The 12,889-nt window shown below is 68.2% G+C and carries 14 protein-coding genes; all 14 read right to left on the bottom strand.

The window, feature by feature from the left end; translation table 11 throughout:
* Positions 1-59: 59 nt before the first annotated feature.
* Complete coding sequence (locus tag J7E45_RS12045) at positions 60-983, bottom strand: dihydrodipicolinate synthase family protein (RefSeq protein ID WP_215069431.1); 924 nt, start codon at positions 981-983, stop codon at positions 60-62.
* A complete protein-coding gene (locus J7E45_RS12040) occupies positions 980-1,813 on the bottom strand; it encodes an SDR family oxidoreductase (RefSeq protein ID WP_167632699.1) in 834 nt (277 codons plus the stop codon). The genes J7E45_RS12045 and J7E45_RS12040 overlap by 4 nt, the downstream gene beginning before the upstream one ends.
* Before the next feature lie 27 nt (positions 1,814-1,840).
* The gene (locus J7E45_RS12035; RefSeq protein ID WP_081860046.1) at positions 1,841-2,713 is read right to left on the bottom strand and encodes a carbohydrate ABC transporter permease; all 873 of its coding nucleotides are present in this window, start codon (positions 2,711-2,713) and stop codon (positions 1,841-1,843) included.
* Positions 2,710-3,675 (bottom strand): carbohydrate ABC transporter permease, encoded by a 966-nt coding sequence (locus J7E45_RS12030; RefSeq protein ID WP_091031891.1) that lies wholly within the window; start codon positions 3,673-3,675, stop codon positions 2,710-2,712. The genes J7E45_RS12035 and J7E45_RS12030 overlap by 4 nt, the downstream gene beginning before the upstream one ends.
* Positions 3,676-3,748: 73 nt before the next feature.
* The gene (locus J7E45_RS12025; protein WP_091031893.1) at positions 3,749-5,041 is read right to left on the bottom strand and encodes an ABC transporter substrate-binding protein; all 1,293 of its coding nucleotides are present in this window, start codon (positions 5,039-5,041) and stop codon (positions 3,749-3,751) included.
* Between the two features lie 227 nt (positions 5,042-5,268).
* Positions 5,269-5,709, bottom strand: coding sequence for a DoxX family protein (locus tag J7E45_RS12020; RefSeq protein WP_105711546.1), 441 nt, complete (start codon positions 5,707-5,709; stop codon positions 5,269-5,271).
* A 123-nt stretch (positions 5,710-5,832) separates the two neighbouring features.
* The gene (locus tag J7E45_RS12015; protein ID WP_215069428.1) at positions 5,833-6,702 is read right to left on the bottom strand and encodes a dihydrodipicolinate synthase family protein; all 870 of its coding nucleotides are present in this window, start codon (positions 6,700-6,702) and stop codon (positions 5,833-5,835) included.
* Positions 6,699-8,354 carry a tripartite tricarboxylate transporter permease gene (locus J7E45_RS12010; protein WP_215069427.1) on the bottom strand — a complete coding sequence of 552 codons (1,656 nt, stop codon included), beginning with the start codon at positions 8,352-8,354 and terminating at the stop codon, positions 6,699-6,701. Before J7E45_RS12010 ends, J7E45_RS12015 begins: the two co-directional genes overlap by 4 nt.
* Positions 8,351-8,902 carry a tripartite tricarboxylate transporter TctB family protein gene (locus J7E45_RS12005; protein WP_251053651.1) on the bottom strand — a complete coding sequence of 184 codons (552 nt, stop codon included), beginning with the start codon at positions 8,900-8,902 and terminating at the stop codon, positions 8,351-8,353. Before J7E45_RS12005 ends, J7E45_RS12010 begins: the two co-directional genes overlap by 4 nt.
* A gap of 79 nt (positions 8,903-8,981) precedes the next feature.
* Positions 8,982-9,950, bottom strand: a complete 969-nt coding sequence (locus J7E45_RS12000; RefSeq protein ID WP_215069422.1) for a tripartite tricarboxylate transporter substrate binding protein — start codon at positions 9,948-9,950, stop codon at positions 8,982-8,984.
* 125 nt (positions 9,951-10,075) lie between these two features.
* Positions 10,076-10,738, bottom strand: a complete 663-nt coding sequence (locus J7E45_RS11995) for a GntR family transcriptional regulator (protein WP_215069420.1) — start codon at positions 10,736-10,738, stop codon at positions 10,076-10,078.
* A 52-nt stretch (positions 10,739-10,790) separates the two neighbouring features.
* On the bottom strand, positions 10,791-11,204 hold the full coding sequence (locus tag J7E45_RS11990) for a heat shock protein transcriptional repressor HspR (protein ID WP_215069803.1): 414 nt from the start codon (positions 11,202-11,204) through the stop codon (positions 10,791-10,793).
* Positions 11,205-11,244: 40 nt separating this feature from the next.
* A complete protein-coding gene (locus tag J7E45_RS11985) occupies positions 11,245-12,228 on the bottom strand; it encodes a DnaJ C-terminal domain-containing protein (RefSeq protein ID WP_091031920.1) in 984 nt (327 codons plus the stop codon).
* 7 nt (positions 12,229-12,235) lie between these two features.
* Positions 12,236-12,889 carry a nucleotide exchange factor GrpE gene (locus J7E45_RS11980; protein WP_167632707.1) on the bottom strand — a complete coding sequence of 218 codons (654 nt, stop codon included), beginning with the start codon at positions 12,887-12,889 and terminating at the stop codon, positions 12,236-12,238.

Here is a 12,889-nt window from a genome sequence, read left to right as displayed (position 1 = left end):
CTCTGCTGCCCGGATGCTTCACCCTACCGGCCTCTCCGGACGACGCCCGCGATCGCGCGTCATGCGGTCTCGCGGGCGTCCTCCTCGGCGGTGATCGCGATGTTCTCCTGCAGGCTCGCGAAGACCGCGTCCAGGCGGGCTCGACCGTCGTCGTCGAGTGTCGGGAGCGGGGAGCGGCAGTCTCCGAGCGGCACCGACAGCGTGCCGCCGAGGTACTTGGCCGCGCCGAACACGCCGACCTCGACCATGCCCTCGACGGTGTCGTTGATGCGCACCTGCACGGCGCGCGCGCCGGCGAGGTCGCCGGACTCGAACCGTCGGCGCAGCGACAGGAAGAGCTCGATCTGCAGGCTCACGGTGGTGCCGATCGCCCCGCGTGCGCCGATCGACAGCGCCGGCAGGTAGAACTCGTCGAAGCCGTTGATCAGCGTCAGGTGCGGGTAGCGGCGGAGGATCCGCTCAGCCCCGTACAGGTTGCGCGAGGTGTGTTTGACGCCGATCACCTGGGGCAGAGCGAGCAGCTCGTCGAAGCCGCCCTCGGAGATGTCGCGCCCAGTGAACTGCGGGATGTTGTAGAGGATGAAGGGCAGCTCGACCGCATCGATCACGGTGCGGAGGTGCCGCACGACATCCGCCGTCGAATAGCCGTAGTACAGCGGCGGGATCATGGAGATCGCTGCGACACCGGCATCCTTCGCCGCGGCGGCGATGCGCACCGCCTCTCCCGTCGACATCGCGCCGACGTGCGAGACCACGGGCACGCGCCCCGCGGCAGCCGTGACCGCGGTCTCGGCCACGGCGATGCGCTCGGCCTCGGAGAGCAGCACGCCCTCGCCGGACGACCCGCAGATGTAGAGGCCCTCGACGCCGCGACGGATGTCGGTGTCGAGCATGGTCGCGAGCGCGCCGTGATCGACGCTCTCGTCGCCGCGCATCGGAGTGACCGCCGCCGTGAACAGGCGCGTGCCGAGAAGATCGCTCACCATGCGGTCCACCCGCCGTCGACCACGAGGTTCGAGCCGGTCATGTACGTCGACGCGTCGGACGCGAGGAAGACCAGCGCGCCGTTGTACTCGTCGGCCTCGGCCATGCGGCCGATCGGCATCCGGGCGATGTAGTTCGCCTGGAACTTGGCATCCTGCGTGTCACGCCGGACGCCCGAGGGCGTGAGCGTGTTGACGCGAATGCCCGCACGACCCCAGTACGTGGCGCAATAGCGGGTCAGGTTGTAGAGCCCCGACTTCGCCGCGGAGTACGCGACCGGCTTGATGAACGGGATGCCGGTGTCCTCGGCCTTGTAGGCGTAGATGTCCTGCACGGGAGACACCATCCCGTAGATGGATCCCACGTTCACGATCGAGCCGCCGACGCCGGCGTCGCGCATCCGCCGACCCGCGGCCTGTGTCACGAGGAACGTGCCGACGAGGTTCGTGTCGACGACCTCGCGGAACACGTCGACGGGGAACTCCTCGAACGGGCCGGAGACCTCCGGCGGCGCACTGGGCTGTGTGTCGAGACCGGCGTTGTTGACGACGACCGTCGGCACGCCCCAGGTCGCAGCGACACGGTCGAGTCCCGCATCCACGCTGGCCTGGTCGGTGATGTCCATCGCCACCGCGAGCAGCCGCCCATCCGGGTCGTCGATGCCGAGACGCGCGGCGGGATCGGCCACCTCGCTGCGGGAGGTCACGGCGACGCGCGCGCCCCGCTGGTGCAGCGAGCGGACGAACTCCGCTCCGATCTGGCCGAAGCCACCGGTCACGACGACAACCTTGTCCCGCACCGAGAAGAGCGGGTCGAGTCCTTCAGACATGTATCGATACTCCAGATTGCAGGGCGGTCAGCCCTTGACGGATCCCGCGGTGAGCCCGGACACGATGCCGCGCTGCGCCCACAGGAAGAAGATGATCGCGGGCAGCGCGAACAGCAGTGCGCACAGCATGACGATGTTCATCGGCGTGTAGAACTGCCCGAGGAACGACGACAGTCCGACGGATGCCGGCCACAGGTCGGACGACGAGATGAAGGTGTTCGCGAACATGAACTCGTTCCAGCCGTCGAAGAACGCGATGACGGCGGCGGCCGCGATGCTCGGCATGATCAGCGGGAGCACGATCGTGGTCAGGATGCGCAGGCGCGAGCAGCCGTCGATGCGGGCCGACTCCTCGATCTCGTACGGGATCTTGTCGATGCCGCTCTTGATGATGAACATGCTCACGGGCATCACGAACGCGGTGTCGGCGAGCACGAGTCCCCAGTGGCTGTTGAGCAGCCCGGCGCCGGCGAAGATCGCGTACAGCGGGACGATGATCAGCGCCTCCGGCAGCATCTGCGTGCTGAAGAAGATGAAGCCGGCGACACCGCGGCCGTGGAACTTGTAGCGGCTGAGCGCATAGGCGGCCATGGTCGCCAGCACGAGGCTGAGGATCGTGGTGCCGGCGGCGATCACGAACGAGTTGCCGAGCCAGCGCAGGATCGGGATGTCGGAGAGGAACCCGCCCCACTGGCCGATGTTCTGCACCTCGGGGAGCAGCGGCTGGCTGCCGCCGTAGAGCGAAGCCTCGGTGCCGAGCGACGTCGCCAGCATCCAGTACACCGGGAATCCGGCGAAGACGACGAGCAGCGTGATGAGAACGGCCTTGCCGAGGCTGCCGAACTTGGCGCCGATCCCGCGGCGACGCGGAAGGTCGGTGGGGATGCGCACGGTGGTCATCGCTGGCTCTCCTGACGTTCTTGGATCTGCTCGACGATGAAGTAGACGACGGTGACCAGCAGCGACAGCACCAGGCCGAGGGCGCCGATGGCCGCGGCGCGTCCGAGGTTCTGATCCTGGAACGCGGTGCGGTAGACGTTCACGACGAGCGTGTTGGTGACGTCGAGCGGTCCCCCACCGGTGATCAGGAAGATGATCTCGAAGCGCCGGATCGACCAGATCGTCATGAGCAGCGTGATGACGCGCACGGTCGGCATGATGTGGGGCAGGGTGACGGCCCGGAAGGACTGGAAGCGCGTGGCGCCGTCGACCCAGGTCGCTTCGCGGAGCTCGTGCGGCACGCTCTGCAGGGCGCTGAGCATGACCAGCATCACGAGCGGCGTGAGCTTCCAGACCGTCGCGAGCGTCACCGCGAACAGCCCGTACTTCGGATCGACGAGCCAGCCGTGCTCACCGAGGCCGAGCGCCGAGGTGGTGCGGTTCAGGATGCCCTGCTCGTTGTTGTAGATCCAGACGAAGATGAGGGCGGCGGCCACCGTCGGCACGGCCCACGGGATCGTCGCGATGGCACGGATGATGCCGCGCCCCTTGAAGGCGGTGTTGAGCAGCAGCGCTCCGGCGGTTCCGATGCCGACCGAGAAGACCACCGTGAAGAGCGTGTAGAGGAGGGTCGTGATGACGGACGACCAGAACTTGTCGCTCGACAGCAGGTACTCGTAGTTCTCCATGCCGACCGGTCGTCCCCCGGCGGGGTTGACCAGCTTGGTCGCCGTGAACGACAGCAGCACGCCGCGGATCAGGGGGAAGACCGTGAAGATCGCCAGGTACGCGATCGCCGGGAAGAGGAAGAGGTAGGCGCCGTTGCGCTCGATGAAGCGTCCGATCGCGCCGGTGTCGCGGCGTCGCCGTGGCGGCGAAGCTGAGGGCGTCTGTGGTCGCGCCTCGAGCGTGGGGGTGGCCATGGCCGGGGTCCTTTCGCGTGTCGCGGGATGACCGAGGGGCGGGCAGCGGGGTGATGCCCGCCCCTCGGGGTGCTCAGCCGAGTTCGGCTTCGAGGTTCTCCTGAACCTCGGCCAGCTTCGCCTTCACGTCGCCGCCGTTGACCCGCAGGTCTTCGACCGCGGTGAGGACCTCGCGCCAGACGACCTTGCTCTCGGTCTCGAAGCCCTCGACGAGCGTCGACTTCGAGGTCTTGGCGGCCTCGAGGAACTGCGTCGCCCAGGGGTTGGCCTCGAGGAAGGCCGCATCCGGTTCGACGTCGGTGGCCATGGCCGAGGCGCCGAGGCCGGCGCGGATGGCGGTCTGGCCCTCTTCACCGAGCACCCAGCGCACGAAGTCCTTGGCGGCTTCCTTGTTGTCGCTGTTCGCGTTGACGGCGATGATCAGCTGCGAGTTCGAGCCGGGGTTCGCGAGCGGCAGCGGAGCCGCGCCCATGTTCTGGCCGTTCACGGCGTTGTCCGGGTTGCTCGTGATGGTCGTCGCGACACCGGAGTTCTCGAACAGCATTCCGACCTGGCCCTGGCCGAACTTCGCGCGGAAGGTCGACGCGTCGTCGCCGATGGGGGCGACGCCCGAGGCGAACGTCTCGAGGAACGCCTCGACGGCCTCGACGTTCTCGGCCTTGTCGATCGTGAGCTTCTTCCCGTCGCTGAGCTCGCCGCCGAATCCGTAGATCCAGTTCGCCATCTCCAGCGTCCAACCGTCGATCTCGGCGGTCTGGTGACGACCGGCCCAGCCGGAGATGCCCAGCTCGTCCTTGATCGTCTTCGCCGTGGTGAGGAACTCATCGAACGTCGTCGGGACCTCGAGCCCCAGTTCGGCGAAGATGTCCTTGTTGTAGATGACGGTGCTGTAGGTCGGGCGCTCCCAGTTGAAGCCGTACTGCCCGCCGTCGAAGACTCCGGCCTCGTTCGTGTTGTTGAGCGTGTCGCCGAGCTCGTCGGCGATGTCGTCGAGCGGCTCGAGCACGCCGGCGTCGACGAGCGAGGCGAACTGGCTGTCCTGCAGCACCATCACGTCGGGGCCGCCGCCGGCACCCAGCTCGGTGCTGAGCTTGTCGGCGTAGTTCGCGAACGGGATCTCGACCTTGGTGAGCTCGATGTTGTCATCGGGTCCGGTGTAGCCCTTGACGGCGTCCCAGATGATCGGGCCCTTGCCGTCTTCGAGGAACTGCCAGTTGGAGAACGTGAGCTCTCCCCCGGCGCTTCCGGCATCCGACGAGTCGTCGCCGGCGGCGCATCCGGCCAGGGCGATGGTCGCGGCAGCGACGAGGCCGGTGATCCGCAGCGCGCGGGCTCGGCGGGACGGGTGTGCGTGGTTCGACTTCACTGTTCACTCCTTTGGGCAGCAAGTTCTATGCGACGGTGCATCCGAGTTCTCGCCGGGTCTGCGTGAAATCGGTTTCATCACCATAACTCCGCATTCACAGCGGTGTCAAGAATGAAATGGTTACGCAACCTTATCGTGCCTCATCCGTCAACCGGAACGGCGCACATGCCCGCAGACGACGGATGCCGCGGGGTCACCCCCGCGGCATCCGTGTCACTGCTCTGCTGTCAGGCGAGCCACGCCGGCGCTCGACCGCGCAGGAACGCTCCATCGACCGAGAACCGTCCGGCACCGGTGAAAGCGAGCGCGAGCGCTGCGGCACCGAGCACGGCGACGAACTCGTAGCCACCCTCGCCCACCCAGAGGCCGGCGGGCAGATGCACGGCGACGAGCGCGACGATCATGTCGACCGCGAGCAGGATGCCGACCGGGCGCGTGAAGAGCCCGAGCATCAGCAGGAGACCGCCGACGAGTTCGACGAACGCGACGACGGGCGCCGCGATCTCGGGCAGCGGGATACCCATGCCCGCGAAGCTGCCGATCGTTCCGGGGAGCGTGAACTCGAAGATCTTCTGTGCGCCGTGCGCGGCGAAGATCGCACCGACCACGACGCGCAGGACGAGGAGTCCCAGCGAAGGGGCGGCGGAGGAGGCTTTGGTGTTCGTCATGAGGAGTTCTTCCTTCGTGGCAGGACACCCGCGCGCCAGGCGCGGAGCAGGGTCGTTCCCTGCTTCCACGCTAGGAAGCGCACTTTTCCATCTCCTGTGATCGCCCTCCTGCGAGGGCCCCGGTCAGCGGTGCGCGGCGACGACTTCGGCGACGGCGGTGCGCTCGGCTTCGGTCGGCTCGGCGATGGCCATACGGCAGTATGCGTCGACGACGTCGAGCACGCGGTATGCCTCCTTCATGCGGGCCATGTCTCCACCGATCAGGGAGACGACGTCGTCGACCGCGGACTGGGCGGCGGCGATCGCCGCGGCATCGCCCGATCGTCCGGCGTCGGCCAGGGCTCGGAACGGCTTCGGAGTGACGGACGAGACCCCGGAGACGACGCCCTGCGCACCCGCGTCGACGGCGGCGATCAGGTCGCGGTCGGCGCCGGTGTACAGCTCGAAGTCGGCGGGGACGACCGCGCGGTATGCCGCGATCTCTTCGAGGGACAGCTCGCTGAGCTTCGCGCCGACGATGTTCGGCAGTTCGGCGAGGCGCACCAGCAGCGCGGGCGAGACGGTGTTTCCGCTGCGCGCCGGGTAGATGTACACGTACAGGCGCCCGTCGCCGACGGCATCCGACACCGCCTGGAAGTAGTCGAAGATCGCGTCCTCGGTCGACTTCAGGTAGTACGGGGTGAGGGCGGCGAACTCTGCCACGCCGAGGCCCTTGGCGATCTCGACGAGCCGCACCGCCTCGAAAGTGCTCGGCTGGCCGACGTGCACGATGACGCGCATGCGATCCTTCAGCTCCTCGACGGCGGCGGCGACGAGGGCCGTGAACTCGGCGACGTCGACGGCAGGGAACTCGCCGGTCGTGCCGAGGATGAACGCGCCCTCGTTGCCCGATTCGCCGACGAAGCGGAAGATCGCACGCGACCCCTCGAGGTCGAGGCTGCCGTCGCGGCGGAACGCGGTCGGGACGGCGGTCAGGATGTCGTAGCGGGTCACTTCTCGTTCTCCTCGGAGTTCTTGCGGGGCTTGCGGGCACGACGCCGCGGGGCGTCGACGTTGCGGACGGTGGAGGTGAGCAGATCCGGCTGCGCGGCGAGCTCGTCGTGCGCCTTCTCGATCTGCTGGATGCTGTCGTCGTGCAGGATCGAGTCCGCGAGCGCCGCGCGCTCGGCACGGGGCTTGCGGGCCGCACGGATCGCCGGCATCACGATCGAGAGCACGGCCAGCGCGAGCAGCACGATCGCGATGGGGCTGACGACCTCGAAGAACGGCCGCGTGGGCAGGATCGCCAGCGTGCGGGCGAGGTTCTCCTCGGCGAGCGGCCCGAGGAGGAGACCCAGCACGATGGGACCGGCGGGCACCTGCATGCGCTTGAGCAGCACGCCGATCACGCCGAAGACGAGCATGGTGACGACCGTGGAGAGGCTGTTCGAGGTGGCGTAGGTGCCGATGATGCAGAAGATGAGGATGCCGCTCCACAGGTACGGCTGCGGCACATCGAGGAGCTTGACCATGCCCTTCATGCGGATGAGGCTCAGCACGAGCGACAGGATCGTGGCGATCAGCATGATGCCCACGATGGAGACCACGAGGTCGGGGCGGTTGGTGAACAGCGTCGGACCGGGCGTGATGCCCCAGATGATCATCGAGCCGATCATCACGGCCATCACCGAGTCGCCCGGGATACCCAAGGCCATGGTGGTCGTCAGCGAACCACCGAGCGTGGCGCTGGAGGCGGTGTCGCTGGCCGCGACGCCCTCGATGGATCCCTTGCCGAACATCTCGGGGTGCTTGGAGGCCTTGCGTGCGCGCTCCCAGCCGATGAGTCCGGCGATGTCGCCGCCCGCCGCGGGGATGAGCCCGACGCCGAGTCCGACCGCGCCACCGACCGCGGTCGCGCGGCCGCTCTGCTTCAGCTCGGCGCGGTTCGGCCACCAGCGGCCGAGGCTCGAGATCGGACGCACGGCCGACTTGCGGTACGTGAGGAGTTGATCGAACAGCTCGGCGATGCCGAAGAGTCCGATGATGACGGCGATGAAGTTCACGCCCTCGACGAGTTCGAGGACTCCGAAGGTGAAGCGCTGGTCGGCGGTCGCGGCGTAGGTGCCGACACTGCCGAGCATGAGGCCGAAGAGTCCGGCGAGGATGCCCTTGAGCATCGACTTCGACGAGATGCCGATCATGATCGCGATGCCGAAGACGACCAGGGCGAACAGCTCGGGCGACTTGAAGTAGTCGCGGGCGAAGCTGGCGATCGGCACGGCGGCGACCGCGAAGAGCACGAGCGAGGCCAGGATGCCGACGGCCGAGACGATCGCGGAGATGGTCAGGGCGAGTCCTGCCCTCCCCTGCTTGGCCATCGGATATCCGTCGAGGGTGGTGGCGATGGATGCCGGAGTGCCGGGGGTGTTGATGAGGATCGACGGCACCCGGTCGCCGAAGTTCGCGGCGACGTAGATGGTCAGCAGCACCGCGAGACCCTGCACGGGCTCGAGGGTCATCGTGAAGCCGGCGGCGAGGGCGACGGCCATGGTCGCGGTGATGCCGGGGAAGGCGCCGACCATGAAGCCGAGCACGAGGCCGACGAGCATGTAGAGCAGGATCGAGATGTCGAGGAGCGAGTTCAGCCCCTCCATGAGCGCGTTCACAGGGGAATCCTCAAGAGCATCCCGAACACGACGTAGACGAACGCCGTGACCGAGGCGGAATAGATGATGAGGCTCAGCCAGCGGCGGTGGCCGTAGAGGAGCATGAGGGCGGCCATCAGCAGGGCTGCGGCGACGGGGAAGACCTCGACGCGGTAGCCGAAGAGGATGACCGTTCCCAGCGACCACAGTGCGATGAAGGCACCGGTGATGGCGAGGGTGGCGATGACGCGCAGGTAGCCGCCGGGCTGGATGCGCTCGAGGTCTTCGCGGGTCGGGGCCGGGCGGGTGATGGCGACGGCGAGCAGCGCGATGGCGATCACCACTCCGGTGACTCCGATGACGAGGGGCCAGAAGCGGGCGTCGATCTGCCCGGGAGCAGCTTCGCGGCGCAGCGGGATCTGGGTCGAGAGGAAGAGGTAGCCGGAGGTGAACGCCAGGGCGACGACCGCGAACACGATCTCGAGGCGCCGGGATGCGGGCGCGCCCTGGTATTCGTCGGCAGGCTCGTCGTGGCCCGCCGGTTCCGCGGCGGTGTCGGGGGTGGACATCATGCTCCTTCTTTCGTCGAAGAGGAACGGCTGCGGGACCGGCCTGCGCCGGCCCCGCAGTGTTCTCAACCGGGCCTTCTCAGCCCAGGAGGTCCTTGAACAGGTCGAACTGCTCGTCGACGAACGTGGTCCATTCGGCGGAGTCGCGGTAGACGACCAGGTTCCCGGCGTCGGCCTGGAACTTCTGGTAGCTGTCGGAGTCGACGGCTTCCTTGACCGCGGCCTCGAGGGTCGACTTCACGTCGTCGGGCAGGCCCTTGGGGGCGTAGATGCCGCCCCAGCCGCCGAAGATGACGTTTTCGCCGATGGCCTCTTCGACCGTCTCGACGTCTTTCGCGTCGGGGTGGCGCTCGTCGTTCATGACGGCGAGGATGCGCACTGCGTCGCCCTGCGCCAAAGCCTCGCCGAGGCCCGAGACGGCCGCGACGGTCTCACCCGAGGCGGCTGCGGCGACGGCCGTCGCTCCGCCGTCGTAGGGCACCGGGGTGAACTCGGCGTCGGTCGCGCTGCCGAGTCCGATGGTCGCCGCCTCCCAGATGGAGCCGGCGCCCGAGTTCGCGACGGTGACCGCGCCGGCCTTCGCCTGGGTGACGAGGTCTTCGAGGGTCTCGATGCCGCTGTTCGCGCCGACCGTGACGACACCGGGGGCGAGCATGATCTGGCCGAGCAGGTCGAAGTCGTCCGGCTGCACGTTGGCGCCCTGCGTGGTGTTCAGCATGGCGATCTCGACGGGCGCGAATCCGATGACGTAGCCGTCGGGATCCTGCGCGCCCACGTACTCCATCGCGAGAGCGCCGGCGGCACCGGGCATGTTCTCCGGGATGACGCTGACGTCGAGGATCTTCTCGAGCTCCGTGGCGAGCGCGCGCGACGAGAGGTCGGATCCTCCGCCGGGGTTGGCCTGGATGATGAGCCGGATGTCGTTCTCGGGGAAGGCCGAGCCGGCCTCTTCGCCCTCTTCGACCTTGGTGCAGGCCGAGACGATGAGAGCGGTGGCTGCGAGGGCGGCGATCGCGGCGGCCGCCCGGGTGATGCGCTTGCGGGGCATCTTTGCTCCTCTACGTGGGTCGACCTTGTTGTCGACCCCCTGAGGTTAGCAGTGTTGACTGTTAACAGTCAACACTGCTACAGCCTCTCGACCGACGCAGCCTCTCGATCGACGGACGCTCGCGGTCAGGCGCGGGCGGCGATCTCGGCGAGCATGCGCTCGCGGGCACCGTCGAGGTGTTCCGACAGCACGTTCGCGGCCTGGGCGGGCTTTCCACTGCGCATCACGTCCATGAGCTTGACGTGGTCGCCGGACGACTCGTGCAGGTCTTCGTCGTGGTTGATCGTGACCTCGAGCAGCGCGGTGAAGGTCGGGAGGTACTGATTCCAGGCGCCTTCCAGACGGGGGTGGTCGGCGAGGGCATAGATCTGCGAGTGGAATTCGAGGTCGGCGGCCACGAAGGCCGCGTGATCACCGGCATCCGCCGCCTCACCCATGCGCCCGACGGCGGCCGCCATCGCGGTCCATCGGGAGTCGTCTTCGACGCGCATCGCCCGGGAGAGCGCGAGCTGCTCGAGGGCGCCGCGCAGGCTGTAGAGCTGATCGACGTCGTCGTGCGTGAGTCCGACGATGTAGACGCCGCGGGGGCGCTGCACCTCGACGAGCTTCTCGAAGCTGAGCTGCGTGAGCGCGTCGCGCACGGGTCCGCGGCTGACCGAGAACTCCTCGGCCAGTGCTTCCTCGGTGATGCGTGCGCCGGGGGCGAGTTCGCCGCGCACGATGCGCTGCCGCAGGACACGGGCCACCTGCGCGCCGAGGGACTCTCCACGCTTCACGGACTGCGTCATGGTGACCTCCTGTTAACTGTTGACAGGATACACACCGTGATCGGGACGGCGCCTAGGCGCTCCCGCGCGGGTCCCAGAGCACGACCTCGGTCGAGCGACGGATGCGGCGCCCGGTCGGCATCGGCACGACTCCCGCGGAGCCGGCGGCGAACACGCGCACGCCCGGACGGTTCTCGCGCTCGGTACGCAGCGCGCCCTCGAGCACGGCGATGCGATTGCGCAGCATCCGGTTCTCGTCTTCGAGGTCGAGCAGGCGTGCGATGGCGGGAAGGCTCACGCCCTCGGAAGAGAGCTGGGCGACCTCGCGCAGCTGCTCGATGTTGCGAGGGGAGTAACGGCGGGATCCGCCGGTGGTGCGCCCGGGGACCACGAGCCCGATGCGGTCGTACTGCCGCAGGGTCTGCGGGTGGAGGCCGGAGAGCTCGGCGGCGGCCGCGATCGCGAACACCGGGGTGTCGGCGTTCATCATGAACGCCTCCGCCCCCGGTGCCCACTTCGACGACCGGTCATCGCCGCGCCTTGGCCATCAGCTCGGCCCGCGGGTTCTCCTCGGGCTCGAGCTCCTGGAACTTCTGCAGCGCCTCGCGAGCGGCGTCGTCGAGGTGCGTGGGCACCGCGACCTGGAGCTCGGCGAGCAGGTCGCCGGTGCCCTTGGAGGTGGCGACGCCGCGTCCCTTGACGCGCAGCACCCGCCCGGAGGGGGTGCCGGGCGCGACGCGGAGCTTGACCACGTCGCCGCCGAGCGTCGGAACCTCGATCGTCGCACCGAGAGTAGCCTCGGTGAACGTCACCGGCACCACGACGCGGAGGTTGAGGCCGTCACGCGTGAAGACCGGATGCGGCCGCACCGCGATCTGCACCACGATGTCGCCGCTCTCCCCGCCGTCGGGCGAGGGCCGGCCGCGGCCGCGCAGACGGATCTTCTGCCCGTCGGCGACGCCCGCGGGGATCTTCACCTTGAACGGCTTGCCGTCTTCGCCCTGCAGGGAGATGGTCTCCCCCTGCACGGCGGTGACGAAGTCGAGCGTGGTGCGTGCGGTGACATCGGCGCCGCGCTGCGGACCGCCGAAGCCGCGGTAGCCGCCGCTCGTCTGCCCGAAGCGGCCGTTGCCGAAGCTCGCGCCCTGACCCTGGTTGAACATCGCGAAGATGTCCTCGAAGTCCGCGGTCTGCCCTCGGCCCTGCTGACCGTACCGGCTGAACACGTCTTCGAAGCCGCCGGCGCCCTGACCACTCGCGGTGAAGCGAGCGCCCGAGCCCATGGCGCGGATCTCGTCGTACTCCTTGCGCTGTTCGGCGTCGGAGAGAACCGAGTAGGCCTCGCTGACCTCCTTGAACTTCGCCTCTGCTTTGGCATCACCCTGATTGGAGTCCGGGTGGTACTTCCGCGCGAGCTTGCGATACGTCTTCTTCAGATCCGCATCACTGACGTCCTTGGAGACCCCGAGGGTCTTGTAGAAGTCCTTGTCGAACCAATCCTGGCTGGCCATCGATCACCTACTCCGCAGGGACAGCGACGACGACCTTCGCGGGGCGCAGCTCGACGTCTCCGAGGCGGTAGCCCACCTCGACGACCTCGAGGATCGTGGTCTTCTCGGCTCCCGGAGTCGGCTGCTGGAAGATGGCCTCGTGGCGCTGCGGGTCGAAATCCTCGCCCTTCTCGCCGTACGCGACCACGCCGAGGCGCTCCACGACCGTGCGCACCTTGTCGGCGATCACGGCGAACGGGGTGCCGTCGACGAGGTCACCGTGCTGAGCGGCACGGTCGAGGTCGTCGAGCACGGGGACCAGGCCCTTGGCGGCCTCGCCCTTCGCCCGCTCGATCTCGACCTGGCGCTGCTCTTCGGTGCGGCGACGGTAGTTGGCGTATTCGGCCTGCAGGCGCTTGAGGTCGTTCAGCAGGGTCGACTCGAGGTCGGCGAGCACGGCGTCTTCTGCCGCGGCCTCACCGGTCTGCGTCGCCCCGAGGATGTCGTCGACCGTGAGGTCGTCTGCGCCGTCGATCGGGGTCTCGTCCGACCCTTCGGCGGCTGCTGCCTCGCGGGAGTCCGGGTGGTGCGGCGCGGGGCCGGACGCCTGAGCGTCCGACCCCTCGCTGCGACCTTCGGCGGACTCAGGATTCTGGTTCTCGTCGAAGTTCTTGTCCGTCAT

Origin of the sequence: Microbacterium sp. ISL-59 (assembly GCF_018613945.1) — a bacterium.
Lineage (GTDB): Bacteria > Actinomycetota > Actinomycetes > Actinomycetales > Microbacteriaceae > Microbacterium > Microbacterium oxydans_B.
Note: the sequence above shows the minus strand (reverse complement) of the source record. Positions and strands in the feature narration are given on the sequence as shown.